The organism is Plantactinospora sp. WMMC1484, assembly GCF_049315195.1.
Taxonomy (GTDB): Bacteria; Actinomycetota; Actinomycetes; order Mycobacteriales; family Micromonosporaceae; genus Plantactinospora.
Window position 1 is genome coordinate 5,798,698 of the sequence record NZ_CP186055.1, and the last position, 16,619, is coordinate 5,815,316.

13 protein-coding genes, 1 pseudogene and 1 CRISPR repeat array are annotated in these 16,619 nt (G+C 68.4%); of the genes and pseudogenes, 5 read left to right on the forward strand and 9 right to left on the reverse strand.

Going from position 1 to position 16,619, the window contains the following annotated elements; all coding sequences use genetic code 11:
• Nucleotides 1-69 precede the first annotated feature (69 nt).
• The 3 genes and pseudogenes from ACN28C_RS25130 (at nucleotide 70) to ACN28C_RS25140 (ending at nucleotide 1,938) form a co-directional block, all read left to right on the forward strand.
• Nucleotides 70-1,093: pseudogene (locus ACN28C_RS25130) on the forward strand (asparaginase).
• Between the two features lie 83 nt (nucleotides 1,094-1,176).
• Nucleotides 1,177-1,284, forward strand: coding sequence for a hypothetical protein (locus ACN28C_RS25135; protein WP_422774799.1), 108 nt, complete (start codon nucleotides 1,177-1,179; stop codon nucleotides 1,282-1,284).
• 420 nt (nucleotides 1,285-1,704) lie between these two features.
• Nucleotides 1,705-1,938 carry a hypothetical protein gene (locus ACN28C_RS25140; RefSeq protein WP_422769991.1) on the forward strand — a complete coding sequence of 78 codons (234 nt, stop codon included), beginning with the start codon at nucleotides 1,705-1,707 and terminating at the stop codon, nucleotides 1,936-1,938.
• A gap of 177 nt (nucleotides 1,939-2,115) precedes the next feature.
• On the opposite strand, the gene ACN28C_RS25145 is transcribed toward ACN28C_RS25140, so the two are convergent.
• The 9 genes from ACN28C_RS25145 to ACN28C_RS25185 all read right to left on the reverse strand — a co-directional run bounded on the left by ACN28C_RS25145 (nucleotide 2,116) and on the right by ACN28C_RS25185 (nucleotide 10,892).
• Nucleotides 2,116-2,682 (reverse strand): hypothetical protein, encoded by a 567-nt coding sequence (locus ACN28C_RS25145; RefSeq protein WP_422769992.1) that lies wholly within the window; start codon nucleotides 2,680-2,682, stop codon nucleotides 2,116-2,118.
• A 2-nt stretch (nucleotides 2,683-2,684) separates the two neighbouring features.
• Nucleotides 2,685-4,019, reverse strand: coding sequence for a hypothetical protein (locus ACN28C_RS25150; RefSeq protein WP_422769993.1), 1,335 nt, complete (start codon nucleotides 4,017-4,019; stop codon nucleotides 2,685-2,687).
• A 167-nt stretch (nucleotides 4,020-4,186) separates the two neighbouring features.
• Nucleotides 4,187-4,978: a hypothetical protein gene (locus tag ACN28C_RS25155; protein ID WP_422769994.1), complete on the reverse strand. Its 792-nt coding sequence runs from the start codon at nucleotides 4,976-4,978 to the stop codon at nucleotides 4,187-4,189.
• Between the two features lie 74 nt (nucleotides 4,979-5,052).
• Nucleotides 5,053-5,862 (reverse strand): ABC transporter permease, encoded by an 810-nt coding sequence (locus ACN28C_RS25160; protein ID WP_422769995.1) that lies wholly within the window; start codon nucleotides 5,860-5,862, stop codon nucleotides 5,053-5,055.
• A 100-nt stretch (nucleotides 5,863-5,962) separates the two neighbouring features.
• Complete coding sequence (locus ACN28C_RS25165) at nucleotides 5,963-6,874, reverse strand: methyltransferase domain-containing protein (RefSeq protein ID WP_422769996.1); 912 nt, start codon at nucleotides 6,872-6,874, stop codon at nucleotides 5,963-5,965.
• Nucleotides 6,871-7,773 carry an ABC transporter substrate-binding protein gene (locus ACN28C_RS25170; protein ID WP_422769997.1) on the reverse strand — a complete coding sequence of 301 codons (903 nt, stop codon included), beginning with the start codon at nucleotides 7,771-7,773 and terminating at the stop codon, nucleotides 6,871-6,873. The genes ACN28C_RS25165 and ACN28C_RS25170 overlap by 4 nt, the downstream gene beginning before the upstream one ends.
• A gap of 515 nt (nucleotides 7,774-8,288) precedes the next feature.
• The gene (locus tag ACN28C_RS25175) at nucleotides 8,289-8,840 is read right to left on the reverse strand and encodes a GNAT family N-acetyltransferase (RefSeq protein WP_422769998.1); all 552 of its coding nucleotides are present in this window, start codon (nucleotides 8,838-8,840) and stop codon (nucleotides 8,289-8,291) included.
• A gap of 214 nt (nucleotides 8,841-9,054) precedes the next feature.
• Entirely contained in the window at nucleotides 9,055-9,621 is a 567-nt protein-coding gene (locus tag ACN28C_RS25180; protein ID WP_422769999.1) for a flavoprotein, read from the reverse strand.
• Nucleotides 9,618-10,892 (reverse strand): hypothetical protein, encoded by a 1,275-nt coding sequence (locus ACN28C_RS25185; protein WP_422770000.1) that lies wholly within the window; start codon nucleotides 10,890-10,892, stop codon nucleotides 9,618-9,620. Before ACN28C_RS25185 ends, ACN28C_RS25180 begins: the two co-directional genes overlap by 4 nt.
• Nucleotides 10,893-11,509: 617 nt before the next feature.
• On the opposite strand from ACN28C_RS25185, the gene ACN28C_RS25190 reads away from it, so the two are divergent.
• Together ACN28C_RS25190 and ACN28C_RS25195 are read left to right on the forward strand one after the other, a co-directional pair.
• A complete protein-coding gene (locus ACN28C_RS25190; RefSeq protein WP_422770001.1) occupies nucleotides 11,510-12,925 on the forward strand; it encodes a hypothetical protein in 1,416 nt (471 codons plus the stop codon).
• A 555-nt stretch (nucleotides 12,926-13,480) separates the two neighbouring features.
• A CRISPR array of direct repeats spans nucleotides 13,481-15,071; the repeat unit is 30 nt; unit sequence GTCGTCATCGCCCCTACCAGGGGTCGCAAC.
• Between the two features lie 142 nt (nucleotides 15,072-15,213).
• Nucleotides 15,214-16,482: an IS256 family transposase gene (locus tag ACN28C_RS25195; RefSeq protein ID WP_422774800.1), complete on the forward strand. Its 1,269-nt coding sequence runs from the start codon at nucleotides 15,214-15,216 to the stop codon at nucleotides 16,480-16,482.
• Nucleotides 16,483-16,619: the final 137 nt, after the last annotated feature.

Genomic DNA, 16,619 nt, shown 5'->3' on the forward strand with positions numbered 1-16,619 from the left:
CCCGTGTCTCTGATCCCGACGACGTCCGTGCCACGGGTGGTGGTGTTCGGCCTCGGCGGCACCATCGCCATGACCAGCAGCAACGGCGGCGCGGTGAGCCCCACCCTGTCTGCCCGGCAGCTCATCGACGCCGTTCCCGGGCTCGCCGAGACCGGAATCCAGCTCGAGGTGGTGGACTTCCGCCGCCGACCCGGCGCGTCCCTCACCTTCGCCGACATCACCGACCTCGCCGGCAACGCGACGGACGTGTTGGCCAGCGGCGGAGCGACCGGGGTTGTGATCACCCAGGGTACCGACACGATCGAGGAGACCGCCTACCTGCTCGACCTGCTGCACCAGCGCCCCGAACCGATCGTCGTCACCGGAGCGATGCGCAACCCCACCCTGGCCAGCGCCGACGGGCCCGCCAACCTCCTCGCCGCCATCCACACCGCCGCCGCCCCGCACGCGCGCGAACAGGGCTGCCTCGTCGTCCTCGCCGACGAGATCCACGCCGCCCGCTGGGTCAGCAAGACCCACTCCACCAGCGGCGCCACCTTCCGATCCCTCGACAGCGGCCCGCTCGGCTACGTCCTGGAAGGCGAGGTACGGATGCTCACCGCAATGCCGTACCGGCTCACCGTCCCCGCCCCGCACTCCGGCGGACACGCCCGCGTCGGCCTGCACACAGTCACCCTCGACGACGACCCCACCCTCCTCGACGCCATCGGCGCCCGCGTCGACGGGCTCGTCGTCGCCGGCTTCGGCGTCGGCCACGTCCCCGAACCCCTCGTCGACACCCTCACCACCCTCGCCCAACGGATCCCGGTCGTCCTCGCCTCCCGCACCCCCGCCGGGCCCACCCCTCACCCACACCTACGGCTTCCCCGGCTCCGAGCAGGACCTCATCACACGCGGCCTGATCCCCGCCGGCTGGCTACACCCCTACAAGGCCCGCATCCTGCTCCGCACCCTCCTCGCCGCCGAAGCGAAACCGCAGGACATCGCCACAGCGATCACCACCGCAGGCGGCCTCACCGGCCCCACCTCCTGGCCTTGGTCCACGCCTATCAGTAGCGATCATCAACCGGAGGCGAGCACGACGGATGCGTAGCCACGACCTCGCTCCCGGCCGCATGATCGGCGTCGCGGCCCTGCCTCGGCAGGGATGGCTGCACCCAGAACATCAAGGCCACGCTGCCGGCAGGCTATAGGTTGACCGTGTATCAGATACGCCCGAACAGGGGCGTACGCGCCTGGCTGTTCGATGGAACCGGGGAAGGGATCGCCGATAATCGAAGCTGACGAGTACCCGGTCCGGGGCGAAGAAGCTGCCGTGGCGGACCTACACGAGCGGGCGCACAGCCTCGATACCCCCGCACGGACGGCGCACGCACTGTCGCTGGGAATACATCCTCCCGATGCCCGGCCCGGCTGGCTCATCGTTCTCGAATACGACGAAGATGGCGCCGACAGAGGTCTGTTCTGGGTCGGGCCGGACGACCAATAGCAGCGATCTTAGCCACACGTACCATGCAAGAATTCGCCATCTGCCGCGGGAGCAGTTGAACTCGCTGTTACAACTGTTGTTGGTCCGGGATCACCCTCGCCTACGGCAGGCCATGTGTGAGGTGTCATGGTGGTGATCCGGGTTCACCCCCACGTGCGCGGCGAGCAGATGGCCGGCATGGCGCTCGCCCCCCTCGTTACGGGATCACCCCCGGTGTGCGCGGGAGCAGCGCCAGAATTCCCGGCGGCGATCGCGGAGCCAAAGACGGCCGTGACCAGGCAATGGTCGACGGAGACTTGGCCGGATTGTCGCTGTCCCGGCAGATGCACCCGGTACGTCATCGGCACGAGCGACTCAGCAACCGTGGTCAGGATGAAGTCGATGAGCTGACCGCCGCCCTCCTCCTCACCGTGGTTGACCGTGGGCCGGTACGCCTGATGGTGGGCTGACCCGCTGTGCCAGGCGAGGTCCGGGGCGGCGTGGAAGCCGCAGCCGCCGACCCGTTCCCGTGGTCGTCGGACCAGGCGCCGATGAGATGGTCGACGGCCTCCGTCTGGTCGATCCAGGTGCCGTCAGCGCGTAGCCGGGCCTGCTGACTCCGGGCGCGATAGTCCGCCGACTCCCAGTTACGCCCTGGATACGAGGGCCCGGAGGCAGTTTCGTTGAGGTCCCCCATCACGAGCATCGGTAGTCGGTACCTGCCCGTACCGGTCGATGCGGGCGGCCTGGCGCAGCCGGGTCGCCCCGGAGCGGGGGTCCCAGTGCTCGACGAGGACACCGAACTCGACACCGGTGGCCCGGACGCGGAAGTGGGCCAGTCCGCGCTTGTCGTCGTGGGTCGGATAGCCGGTGTCGCTGTACCAGCTGGTGAGGGCCACCACCGTCGGGTCGTAGAGTAGGGCCGGTTCGATGGGTCCACGCTCCCGCCAGCCGAGCTGCCCGACGTACGGGCGGTCGAGCTGCTGGGCGAGAGCGTTGGTGGCGGCAAGCAGTCCGCGATTGCCGTCACGCGCCCACTCCTTCGCCTCGTTGATCGCTATCAACGCTGGCGCCTGGTCGAGGTGCCGAAAGGCGCGACAGAGCCGATCGAAGTCGAAGCCGCCGTCAGCCAGCAGCCCGCCACCCTCGAAGTTGAACAACGCCACCCCGACGTGTCCCATGCTTCCCGTCACGTTCATTCCCTCGCCGTTCATCGCTACGGTGTGGCCTTCGGTCGCGGTGGCCCGGGTGGGCGCAGGTGGACTCCGGCCTGTCGTAGCCGGTTTCCGATGTAGAAGCCGGACACTCCGCCGGCTGCGGCGAGCGCGGATATGGTCTCCCCGGCGCGGTAGCGCGCGACGATCTGCTCGTCAGGGATGGCGGCCTGTCGTCGTGGGACCGGGCCGGGCCGCATGCGCACCCGGGCGGCCAGCAGCCGGTCTCGGACGTAGCCGCGTGACATGCCGGTGCGGTAGGCGATCCAGCCGGTCGACTCGCCCGCCTCGTAACGGGCGACGATCTGCTCGTCGGTCGGGATGTCCCGTACGCGTGGCCGGCGCCCCTGCTTGCGGCGGGGAATCTCCAGCGCGACCAGGAGGTGGTGGACATGGCCGTGCGAACAGCCGATCGTCGCGGCGATTTCCTTGATCGACCACCAGTCCACGAGGTAACGGTCCACCAGGTAGCGGGTGACGATCCGGGCGGCCCACGAGGGCAGCGGGGTGATCAGCCTCGTCCGCGCGATCGCCGTCGCCGCACCGTCGGCCCGTTGCGCGAACACCTCGTCCGCCTCCCGCGCCGGGCCTGCCTCCACCCCGTCGTCGGCTGCGACCCGTTCATCCGGGACAGGACCGGTGGGACGGGAGAGGTCGCGGCGCTGTGATAACCCCAGCTCTATCAGGAGGTTGTTGACCTGGCCGTACGGGCACCTGACCGACCGCGCGACTTCCATTACCGACCACTCGTCATCCAGATACCGGTCGGTGAGGTAGCGGACGACAATGGTCACCGCCCAGGCTGGCAGGTTCGCGAGCGAGCACGCTCCCGCCGGCCGTTGCACGCCCTCGTCGCGGTGGCCGGTCCGTGCGGCCGGAGTGGTCGTCGGTGGCCGCTGGCCCGGTCTGCGGCGGGGTATCCCGGCCTCGACCATCAGCCGGTGGATGTGCACCTGAGTGCATCCGGTCGAGTTGGCGATCTCGGGGATCGTGCACCCGTCGACGAGGTACCGGTCAACCAGGTGGCGGGTCACGATGCGGGCCGCCCAGTCGGGCACGCCGGCCAGGGAGTTCGTCCACGTCCAGCCCGGCGGCGGTTCGGCTGCGGTGGCGCCGTCCGGCCAGGCGATCCGATCGGCCGGTACCGGGCCCGACCTGGGCCGTTCGCCCCGGTTGCGCCGGGGTATCCCCGCCTCCACCATCACGCGGTGGAGGTAGCTGGCCGAGCAGTCGACCGACCTGGCGATCTCCTCGATCGTCCACCGGTCGAACACGTACCGCTCGGCAAGGTGCCCGACGACGATGCGGGCCGCCCAGTCGGGCACCGGCGCCAGCACACTGACTCTCCCGCGTCGTGGCGAGGTTGCCGCAGCCCGTGAGCTGTCCGGCACCGGGTGGCCCCCGGAGCCCGGCTGCTCGTGGTCGGTGACGCGGTGTGCCGGTCGGCTCGGTGTCGTCGCGTTGGCCGGAGCGTTGTCGAGAGCAGTCATGGTCAGCTTTTCCATCAACGGTGTGCTGGTAGCGAGGCGGGGTGGCGCGGGCCGCAGCCGAGCAGGAGTTGCACGGCCGTGGTCCCGCGCTGGGGTAGCTGGCCGACGGGTAGCCACTCGCTGCCCTGCCGGGTGAAGCCGAGGTCGGCGAGCCCGGCCGCGACGCGGGGCAGCACCTCGGGGGCGCAGAGCAGGACGCCGTGCCCGTCGTCGCGGCGCAGGGCGTCGAGAGCGGCGGTCGCCCGCCGGGCCAGCAGGGCCGGATGTGCGCCGAGCCGGTCGGTCCGGCCGCACCGGGCCTCTCGCCGCGCGGCGGTAGCCACACGCAGCCGGTGCAGGCTCGGACCGCGACGGCTGCCGTCCGCCCAGTCCAGCCGACGCAGGGACTGGCGGACGTACCGGTCGATCCAGCCGGCCCCGGTAAGGCTGACCGCGTCGACGGTCGAGACGGGGTGGGCGTGCCAGTCGCTGTCCGGGCGGAGGGCCTCCCGGGCGTCGACCCAGCCGAGCACCCCCGCACGCGCGATCCGGAGGACCTCCCACTCCCCGACGCGGTCGATCACCCGCCGCACGTCCGGGTGCAGTACGCGGCGCTCCCCTCCCGACGGGCTGAGCAGCTCCTCGTAGTACACCCGCGCGCCGCCGGTCCGGCCGCGGTTCGCGATGGTCCGCACGGTGAGGAAGTACGCAGCCTCGCCCTGCGGATGGACGGCCACCACGGTGATCCAGCGGGTGACCGCCGAATGCCGGTAGTACCAGACCACCGACTCCAACGTCCGACGCCGCCGCACACGCAGCACGTCCATCCCGGCCGTACTCCTTTCTCCAGTCAGTGTCGCGGTCACAGAGATCTCCGGCAGGGGTGCCGGGGCCGGCGGGCTCACGAGGTCGTCTCCGCCGCCCAGCGCAGCGCCGACCGTTCGACGGCGACGAGGCCGCCGAAGAGCGCGGTGCTCAGCAGCGCGAGCAGCGTGACGGCGGCGAACGCGCGCGGGGTGTCGGCTGTCGTGCCGGCGGTGAGGATGACGGCGCCGAGTCCGCTGCCGGAGCTGGAAAGCTCGGCGACGACCGCCCCGATCACGGCGAGGGTGACGCCGGTCTTGAGCCCGACGAGGACCTGCGGCAGCGCCCACGGCAGGCGGATCTTCACGAACGTCTGCCAGCGGGAGGCGGTCAGGGAGTGGGCGAGGTCGGCCAGCTCCCGTGGTGTCGAGGTCAGCCCGGCCACCGCCGCCAGCATGATCGGAAAGAAGGCGACCGCCAGGACCAGCGCGATCTTCGGTCGCGCTCCGAAGCCCAGCCAGACCACCAGCAGCGGCGCTATGGCGATCTTGGGTACGGAGTGCAGGGCGACGAGGATCGGCAGGACCGCCCGCTCGACCAGCCGGGACGTGGCGATGACGGCGGCGGCGAGAAGCCCGGCGGCCGTGGCCAGGCCGAAGCCGGCGAGCGTGACCGCAGCCGTCGCCGCCGTCTCCCGGAGCAGGTAGCCGGGGGCGGCGACGAACGCGCGCACGATATCCGGTGGCGACGGCAGGAAGAACGGATCGATCGAGAAGAGTACGGACGCCAGCCACCAACTGCCGACCAGTCCCGCTGCCGCGAGGCCCGGCAGGGTACGGCCGAGGATGTGCCTCGCCCGTCCCGCGACCCGTCCTGTGACAAGTGCTAAGACGACGTTCGATCTCATGGGTGCCCCCAGGCGTTGTCGGGCCGTGTGTGAGAGCGGCATTCGGCAGGGCGGGCGCCGCTCTCGGGGGGAGAGAGACGACGCCCGCCCACGGCCGGCGTCAGCCGGGACGCCGACCGCTGGTGATGTAGAGCGGGTGGCCGTGGATCACCAGGCCCGGGTCGTCGAGCAGGTCGAGCACGGTGTCGAGCTGCTTACCGGTCATGCCGGCGGCCAGCAGACGGGGCCGGACCTGCCGTAGGACGGCGCCGACGAACCGGGTGCCGACGCTGCCGCCGGTCCAGTACTCGGCACTGACGGTCGTCCGCACGTCCACCAGTCCGGCGGCCAGCATCAGCGGATACACGCGGCGGGCCCAGGTGCGGTCGGTACCGGCCGCCTCGAAGACCTCCGTGCCCACGATCTGCTGGTAGGCCGCGTACGCCTCGGCAGCCGCCGCGCTCGGCGCGGCCACGACGACCTCGTCCCGGCTACGCAGGCTCGCCCAGTCCGCGACCAGCAGAGTCCCGCCGGGCGCGAGGTCCGCCACCAGGCGGTGCAGGATCGTCTCCCGCTCCGGCAGGTGGCTCAGGACCAGCCGGGCCACGGTCAGATTCTTCGGCCCGCCCGGCAGCAGATCGCCGCTGCGAAGGTCGTGCCGGACACAGAGCAGACGCCGGTGGTGCGGGAGCCGGCCGAGGTCCGTGTCGGTGGCGAGGACCCGGCCGTCGTCGCCGACCCGGTCGGCGAGCCACCGGGCGAGACTGCCGCCGCCGGCTCCGACGTCGAGACAGGTGGCGCCGGTCCAGTCACCCAGCTCGGCCAGCCGGGCGGTGGTGACCGGATCCAGGAGGTCTGCGAGCGCGGCATGATGGTCCGGCGAGTGCGGATCGGCGTTGCTCATCGGATAGGGCCCCGCACCGATCTCGGCTGGCGCGCCGATCTCGGCTGGCGCGCCGATCTCGGCTGGCGCGCCGATCTCGGCTGGCGCGCCGATCTCGGCTGGCGCGCCGATCTCGGCTGCCGCGCTCACCGGAGGCTCCCCGCGAAGTCGACGTCGACCACCTGCCGGGGCAGCTCCGGGTTCGCCCCGCCGGGCAGCAGGCCGACCGACTGCAGCAGCGCCACGCTCCGCACCACCCGCTCCTCCTCCATGGTCCCGACCGGGGCGCCGGAGGCCGGGATCACGTAGGGGCGCATGAGCCGGAGTTCCTCGGCGGCCAGGCGGGCGTCCTGACCCTTGACCGCCCCGGCCAGGATCCGGCCCGCCTCCTCCGGATGCGCCACCGCGTACTCGGCGCCCCGGAGCAGTGCCCGGACGAACCGCCGGAGCAGGTCGGGATTGCCGGTGATGGTCTCCTTCTGCGCGACCACCACACCTCCGAAGAGGTCGCGCAGATACTCGCTGTACGGCAGCGCCGACACGGGCCGCTTCGCGGCAGCGGCGACACCGGGCTGACCGACCAGGAAGATCCCGATCCCGTCGACCCGGCCGGCGGCCAGATAGGAGTTCAGTTGGGGCGCCGACCCGTACTGCCAGCTCACCTTCGACGCGTCGATCCCCGCCAGCCGGGCATAGGCGGGGAACAGCACCTCTGGCGCCGCCCCTTTCACCGTCGCCAGGGTGCGGCCCGGCAGGGCGTGGGCGTTCGTGATACCCGACGCCTCCAGGGACACGATGGAGAGCAGCGTCTGCTGGTGGATCGCCGCCAGGATCTGGAAGCTGGTGTCACGGCCGCTGCCGTAGCGGACCAGCGCCCCGGCCGCGTCCACGACGGTGACCTGGGCCTGCCCCGACCGGATCATCTGATGGTTGTAGTCGCCGGCCTGACCAGGCTGGATATCCACCTCGATACCCACCTCGGCGAAGAACCCCTTGTCTCTCGCGACAAACCCGTACGCGTCCCGCCCCTGCGTTCCCAGGGTCGTCACGAAACGCACCCTGTCTCTGCTGGACCGGCCGGCACCGTCCGAACTGCCGCAGGCGGCCGACACCAACGTGCCGCCGGAGACGGCACCGGCACCGGCAACCAGGGCGGCGCGGCTGAGGGCCGCCCGGCGGCTGATGACGGTGGGGCCGCCGACAGTCCGCAGGGCCGGCCGCTGATGCTGGTCGGCCGAGGGCTCCCGAACCAGCGGTATCGTGGGCATTACCTGGAACCTCCCAGTGCAATGGATGCGAGCCGAAATGGTTGTCCCGCTCGGCGGCAAGGTAGGGAAGGCACCGGACCGACGTGCACAATCGACGGTGGATCTCCGGAAATTTGCGGCGACCCGATGCCGCCCACAACAAAACCCGACCGTGAATGCGCGTAGAAGATCCCAGGAAAGGCGGAGCCGGCGGCACGAAGGTGCACCCGAAGAGGTACGCGGCGGGAACGGCTACGTCAAAGCCAACCTGACCACATCTACGCCCCGAGCCGGCACCGAAGTCGGCGAAGCAGCCGTTATCCCTCTCCTCGAAGCGGAAGCACGAGCTGGTCCATGCACGGAGCTTCGGGGGTGTGCTGGGCAGTTCCTATCTGCTTCCAGCCCCAGCGGGCGTACATGGATCGGGCCGGCGAGTCCGGCGTGGTGGTGAGGATGGCGAAGGGCTCTGGCCGGTCAGTCAGCAAGAGGTCGAGAAGGCGCCGCGCAAGCCCTCGCCCACGGAAGGCGCCAGCGACGTTCAGTTCGATCACGGCGAACTTCGGCGCTTCGAGCACGTCAACCGGAGGATCGTCACGTCGGTGCGAGGCCCACCAGACGCCCGACGGAAAGGGCAGCCCGAAGGCGAAACCCGCCAACTCGCCGGCAGCACCGTGCCTGGCAAGCGTGGCGGCGAAGCCGGGCTGCACCGCCTGCCGGTTGGTTCGCTTGAGGAACGTTTCACGGGCGTACAGCGGTGAGTCTCCCTGCGGTCCCGCATGGTGTACGGCGGCGTAGAGCGCGGTCACGTCGTCGCGCATGGCCAGGAAGACCGGACCGTCGACGCGCTCCAAAACTAATGCGTCGCTCACCGCGCCTCCGTTCGCATGCTCGTGGATGCCCCAACGGCTGCTCGTCGGTTGTCCCCAAGCCTATTTCCCGGGCTCGGCGAGCAGGCCCGAGCCGCTGCCTACATTTCCCAGCCTCACGGGGAGGTAGGGCCTGTTACCAAGAGCCGTAGCCGTCAACCTGTAAAGAAACCGAGCCTGGCAGATGATCGACCCTTAACGAGCCGACGCTGCGAGATCATCTTGGTTGAAAGGTATTCCTGAGTCCGTTGATCGCCTCTGACAGCGCTGTCCACGGGAACAAGTCGGCTGCGGACGGACCTACGTTGGGAGACGGTAGCGGATAGAGTTCGGGATCGAAGAGGATCTGCACACCCCACGACCGCAAACGCGTGACGCTTTCCTCGAATGCAGGGTGCTTAGCCAGTGCGGAGCTTGGGGTCGGCACCGCGACGACGGGAAGTTCAAGTCCGATGGCCTCGTTGAGTAGGCCCAGGGCCAGGGTGTCGCTGGTTCCGTGCGCCCACTTGTTGATTGTGTTGAAGGTGGCGGGCGCGACGACAATTGCATCGGGGGGCGGCAGCACATCCGGGTCATCCGGCTGTTTGTAGTTCGAGCGCACCACTCTGCCGGTCAACTCGGACAGCGCCAAAGTGTTCACGAACTTCAATGCAGAAGGAGTGGCGACAACGCACACGTCCCAGCCCTCCGCCAGGCGTTCCGAGACGAACGGCGCGAGGTCGCCAGCGGGCCGCCCACCGCAGGCGATTATGTACAGCACAGGTTTATGCGCCTCCGCGTTCATTGGACTCCCCTGCCATCGAAGCCGATGCGATTTGCGAGGGCCCGCAGCTCTGAACCGCGACCACCTCCGGGGTAGCCGAGCAGTCTGCGGACAATCTCGTGGGCGTCGAGGCTCAGCCGGACCTCTTGCGGCGCAACCCGTTCAGCGTTGACGAGCGCGGCGGTCGCGGCGATCGCATCGCCCGTGAGGAGATTCGCGTGCGCAAGATCGATGAGGAACTGGCTGCGTCGTTCGACAAGGCTGGCCGGAAGCCCGGTGGGGTTGACGCATTGACTGCGTCGAATTGCTTCCTTGCCGTCCCCGATTTCAACCGCGACCTGCACACCATGGATCGCCACGTTCGTGGGTCCAAATATGGCATACATGTCCGCATGATCCTCGCCGAGGAGACGCCCGGCTGCTCTGGCGCTCCCAAGGAGTTCCCATGCTCGTGACTGATCGGATTTCCGCGCCGCAGCCACTGCTGCGGTAAGTAGGAGACCACCCCAGGTGGCAATATTGCGCTTCGCATGGGAACGACCCGGGTCAACAAGGTCCGCGGCGGCGAGCGCCACATCATATGCCTGATCAGGTCTTCGGCCTGCCAGGAACACGTTCGCCAGGCGATATTGCGCGGCGGCGATAAGGGCAGGCTCGTCGAGCCTTCTCGCCGCTCTGGCCGCACGGTCGGCGGCGATTACGGCAAGTGAGTCGTCGCCAAGTCTCTTAAGGAGCGACGACGCTGCGTTGTAGGCATGCACCATCGCCGCGCCAGCCTGCCAGGCATCCTCACCACTCAACTCGGCCGCACCCGCCTCCGCGCGGGGAATGAGGTCCGACAGCAGCGCCCCGAGCGCGTCGTACTGGGCTTGCTGGCGAAGTAGCCACGCTTTTGCCGCAGTGTCGGCCAAGCAGGCCGCAGACAGATGCTCGATCCCGGTACCCGGCGTCGGGGCCAGAATGGTACGGCGGAGCAGGGTAGCCACGTCCGCCATATCGGACAGGGGTGGGGCAGCCCCGCCTCCTTCTGTGGCCGAGACGGTAGCCGACGCCAGCGCGCCAACCATGACCACGCCCCCGGCGCTCAGGAAGTGGCGTCGGTTCACAGCATCAGCCTCGCCGGCAAGTATTGCCTCGAACCGCTCCCGGACGTCGTCCGAGGCGCGGTCAAGGTCAATATCGAGTAGCTGCTGGGTCTCCGTGTTGAGCCGAGCGCCTTCGCCCCTCCTGTCCCAGTTCGACACCGTAGCGACGGCAACGCCGAGCCGTGCGGCGTACGCACGGATGCTCATGCGCCGCGCCTCGCGGAGGGCCCGAGCCTCCCGGCCGGACCACCTCGCCACCGTAGTCATCGCACCCGGGGATCAGTCAGCTGTGGTCATCGCTGGTTGCACATGGATCTAGTTCCGTCGGTCCAGCTTGCAACGGTAGCCCTGCCGGAAGCTTGACAGGCAGTACAAGACGAGGACAAGACCGGTACACCTTAGCGTTCCCAACCCGCTTTGAGGATCCGAGGATCGTCATTACAGAGGGGAAGTTGGTGATCGCGAATGCCGCCGCCTACCGTCCGGCCGGACGAGCGTCCTGAGACCGAGGTTCCCACGGCGAGTGCGTACGGGCCGGGCGATCGAGTCTGGGTCTACCGTGGTGGTTCCTGGCGCCCGGGGAGGGTGGAGCAGTCCTCGGCGCTGGCGGTGTTGGCGACGTACTGTCCGACGGATGCGCGGGGAACCAGTGTCGACACCGTGACGGCAGCGTACGTTGCCAAGCGGGCCGACGCGGACACCGTCGCGGCGGTCGACCGGATGGCCCTGGCAAGCCGACGCGTGACCACGGTGATCGACACCGCAGCAACCGGGGACCGGTGTCTGCCTTGCCTGTGCTCGTCACGGTTTGGAGAAGTCTTCTGATGTTCTTGCCGGCAGACGTGGCCAACCAGGTCCTCGCCGTTCTGGTCAACGGATCGGGATACACCACGATGACGCACGTCGCCTCCGCGATGAACGACCTCGGACGGAAGAAGTACGGCCTCGACCTCGGCTACGACCACAAATGCGTCAAACGCTGGCTCCAAGGCCGCGACAGCGACCAACCCGACCTCCTCGCCGAAGTCCTCGCCACCGCCTGGGGCGCCGACATCACACCAGCACTCATCTGGCCCCACACCCGCAACGGCAACCCACCACTACCCGCCCACCACCACCCCATCGTCGCCACCCGCACCCTGCAAGAACTCGCCACCCTCGTACGCCGCGACATGCTCTGCACCACCGCCACCCTGACCAACCTGATACCCGCCACCACCGGACCCGCCTACGCCGACGCGACCATCCGCTGGCACACCGCCGACACCATCGGACTACCCACCCCCGACACCACCGGCACCCACCACATCGACACGTCCACCATCGACGCCATCGACACCGCCACGACCCGACTGGTCGAGTACGACCAGGAATTCGGCGGAATGCTGGCCCGCGACGGCGCGGTCGGACACCTCAAAACCGCCGTCGACCTCCTCCACCACACCACGTACGACACCACCACCGGCAACCGACTCCTCGCCACGATCGCCACACTCGCCGCCGCGGTCGGCCGGATGTCCCACGACGCCGGCCTCGACGGACCAGCACAGCACTACCTCACCTACGCCCTCCACGCCGCCCGCGAATCCACCCACCACCACGCACCCCTGACCAGTGTGGGCATCCTCGCCGACATGGCCCGCCACCTACACACCCTCAACCAACCCCAACCCGCCCTACGACTGGTCGACCACGCCATCAGCATCCTGCCCGGACAACACACCCACACCAGAGCCATGCTGTGGAACCTCAAAGCACACGTCCTCGCCGCCACACCCACCAACAGACTCAGCGAGATACGCGGCATGCTCGACCTCGCCGCGAACCTGCACACCGAAGCCGACGACGAACCCAACCCGGAACACCACCACACCCACACCCACCACCGCACCGACGCCGACCACCACCGCGAAGCCGCCAGCACCTACCTACACCTGGCCACCATCCACCCCACCCACGCCGAGGACCTCGCCAACCACGCCGAAACCGAAACCCTCACCGCACTCGCCACCTACCGCCCCCACCAGCGCCGCGAACGCGCCCACAGCCACATCGACCTCGCCCACGCCCGACACCTCAAAGGCCACACCGAACAAGCACACACCGACACCCAAGAAGCCATCCGACAAACCACACTGGTCCCCGGCTCCACCCGACTCCGCACCCAACTCCACCAACTGCTCGCCAACACCGCTCAATCGGAAAGGACGATCGGCAACGTGCCAAAGCGTCAGGAGTAGTCACGGGCACAGACCCCACTCCTGCTCGACATGCACCTGACACTTCACCGCGTCAGCAAGATCCAGCTTGGCCGACGAAAAGCACCGGCCTGGACGGCCGCTAACACTCGTCGTCCGGTCACAGCGAGGACGGAAAGTATGCGTTCACCCGCCTTGTCGGGCTGGAGCATCCGGCCGCAGACCTCACGCCCGTGCCGGAGACACTACGGCTGATCGACAAGGTGGTGCTCCCGTCGGAGTTCGCCCGGCGGCTGTTCGAGGTTGGCGGGAAATGGATGTTGACATCCATGCTATCCGACCCACAAAGAATCGGTGTGATTTGCCGCGATTCTGGCGAAAATCCCGTATCACTGACGCCAACCGGTCGACTACGTCGCTACGATTCGCCTGACAATGAGTTCCTTGCCCGATCCCCAATCCTCGCGACTGGATGACCGTTGATCAACAAGAGGATGCAGCGACACGCCGCGCCCGACTGCACGACCGAAGGTTCGCTGCAAAATGTCCCGGCCGCACGGCCACCAAAGCCTTCTTGACCAGCCACTTAAGGTTGGGGTTCTCATCGCCCCTACCAGGGGTCGCAACGCGGGCCGGTCACCGACACCTTCTACCGGGCCACCTGGAGTTCTCATCGCCCCTACCAGGGGTCGCAACAGCTGCGTACCGCGCGCCTCGGCGAGCCGGCGGCGCAGTTCTCATCGCCCCTACCAGGGGTCGCAACGTGATCAGGAACTCGCTGTGTCGGTACGGGGCGAGGTTCTCATCGCCCCTACCAGGGGTCGCAACCGTCGACCCGCTCACTGGTCGGCGTGGCGGACTCGAGTTCTCATCGCCCCTACCAGGGGTCGCAACGTGCGGTGGCGGATGGCGGTGGGGCACTGGCATGGGTTGTTCTCATCGCCCCTACCAGGGGTCGCAACAGGACATCCAGGCGCAGTTCTGCGCCCGCCGGAACCGCGTTCTCATCGCCCCTACCAGGGGTCGCAACCGGAGCCGGCCGTCCTGGAGCGCCTGGATCGTGTGGTTCTCATCGCCCCTACCAGGGGTCGCAACAGCAGCCGGGGGGTCTGCTCGACAACGACGACCCGGTAGGTTCTCATCGCCCCTACCAGGGGTCGCAACCCGAGACAACTGACGACGAAACCCCTGACGAGGCGGTTCTCATCGCCCCTACCAGGGGTCGCAACCCACTGTCGGTGCTGCCGGTGCCGTCTCCGTCGCCGGGTTCTCATCGCCCCTACCAGGGGTCGCAACATGCCCATGCACTGGACGTACGGCGACGCCGGGTAGGTTCTCATCGCCCCTACCAGGGGTCGCAACAACTGCGTCAGCCCGACGGCCGTCCGGCGGCGGCGCAGTTCTCATCGCCCCTACCAGGGGTCGCAACAACGGAGACCCAGACATCGGCGGTCACCGCGTCGCCCGTTCTCATCGCCCCTACCAGGGGTCGCAACGCGGCGAGTCGGACGGGGTCGACGGGTGTCGCGGTGGAGTTCTCATCGCCCCTACCAGGGGTCGCAACAGCACGAGGTCGCCGGGCCAGGTGTAGAAGGTGATGGTCGTCATCGCCCCTACCAGGGGTCGCAACGCGATGCGGTGGAGTTCGGCGGCGAGACGCCGACCCGGGTCGGCCGGGGTCGGCGTCCGCCGTGGTGTCGTCATCGCCCCTACCAGGGGTCGCAACTCCAGCAGGCGAGGGCCAAGTACCAGATCCCACCGTCGTCATCGCCCCTACCAGGGGTCGCAACAGCTCACCGGCGGCGGTGTCGTTCTTCGCCGTCCAGTCGTCATCGCCCCTACCAGGGGTCGCAACTCGCCGCCTGCTCCGCGCACACCTTGTGGCAGGGCCGTCGTCATCGCCCCTACCAGGGGTCGCAACCCACGCGACCGCAGGACTGGGCACCGGTAGCCCGCGTTCTCATCGCCCCTACCAGGGGTCGTAACCGGCTCGCGAGGGTCTGCTCCAGGTAGGCGATCCGCTGTTGTTCTCATCGCCCCTACCAGGGGTCGCAACTGGGCGACGCTGGCCAGCAGCCGGGCCGCCTCCCCGGTTCTCATCGCCCCTACCAGGGGTCGCAACCATCCACATTGCTATGACCTGCGCCAACTTCCCGAAGTTCTCATCGCCCCTACCAGGGGTCGCAACACGGGTATGTCCCTAGCAGGGTCTGTCGTTAGAAGGGTGTAAGACCTGACAAAGGAGACACCCGATGGGGACGTTGAAGATTGCGGCGGCGGCCGGTGTGGTCGACGGGCCGGCAGTGCCGGCGCAGCAGGGCGTGGCCGGCGTGGAGCCTGAGGTGACGGCGGAGGCGTTGGCCGAGGCCCTCGACCCGCAGTTGGTCGCCAGGCTTGCCGCGCAGGCCAGGTCGCAGGGCGTGTCGCTGCTGGGCCGTGATGGTCTGCTGCAGCAGCTGACCAAGCGGTTCCTGGAGGCGGCCCTGGAAGCGGAGATGGACGAGCACCTGGGTTACGACAAGCACGCCCCGGCCGGGCGAAACGGCGGCAACAGCCGTAACGGCAAGCGGTCCAAGACGTTGTTGACCGAGGTCGGTCCGGTGGGCATCGATGTGCCGCGCGATCGGGATGGTTCGTTCGCGCCGGAGATCGTCAAGAAGCGGCAGCGGCGTTTTGGTGGGATCGATGACCTGGTCATCAGCCTGACGGCGAAAGGCCTGACGACCGGTGAGGTGGCCGCGCATCTGGCCGAGGTGTACGGGGCGCAGGTGTCCAAGGACCACATCTCCACGATCACCGAGCGGGTGATGGAGTATCAGGCGGAGTGGCAGTCACGGCCCCTGGACACGGTCTATCCGGTGATCTTCATCGACTGCATCCATGTGAAGATTCGTGACGGTCAGGTCGCGAACCGGCCGATCTACGTCGCCCTGGCCGTGACCGCCGACGGTGGCAAGGACGTGCTCGGGCTGTGGGTCGGTGACAGCAACGGCGAGGGCGCGAAGTTCTGGACCCGGGTGCTGACCGAGCTCAGAAACCGCGGCGTGGCCGATGTGCTGATGGTCGTCTGTGACGGGCTCAGGGGCCTGCCCGACGCGATCGGCGTCGTCTGGCCGCAGGCCGTCGTGCAGACGTGTCTGATCCATCTGCTGCGCAACTCGTTCAAGTACGCGTCGAAAGCTGATTGGGGCCAGATCGCCAAGGACCTCAAGCCGGTCTACGGTGCACCGAGTGACTCGGCCGCTCTCGACGCGTTCGCGGAGTTCAGCGAGAAGTGGGAGCGCAAGTATCCGGCGATCGTCCGGCTCTGGGAGAACGCGTGGGCGGAGTTCACTCCGTTCCTGCAGTTCAGCCCCGAGATCCGGAAAATCGTGTGCAGTACGAACGCGATCGAGAGCCTCAACGCCCGGTTCCGGCGCGCGGTCAACGCCCGCGGGCACTTCCCGACCGAGAACGCCGCGCTGAAGGTGCTCTACCTGACCGTGTGCGGCCTCGACCCGACCGGTAAGGGCCGTACCCGCTGGTCGAACAAGTGGAAAGCCGCGATGAACGCGTTCGACATCGCCTTCGACGGGCGTCTGACCGCAGCACAACGTTGACAACCAAAGATCATCAATCTAAAGAATCCTAATTACACCTTTTAGGTGACACACCCGTCGCTATCGCCCCTTGAGGCGCGCGACTTGTCACATTTGTACGGTTGCCGCCGCGCTTGGCTGCCGTGGTTCGAGCCATC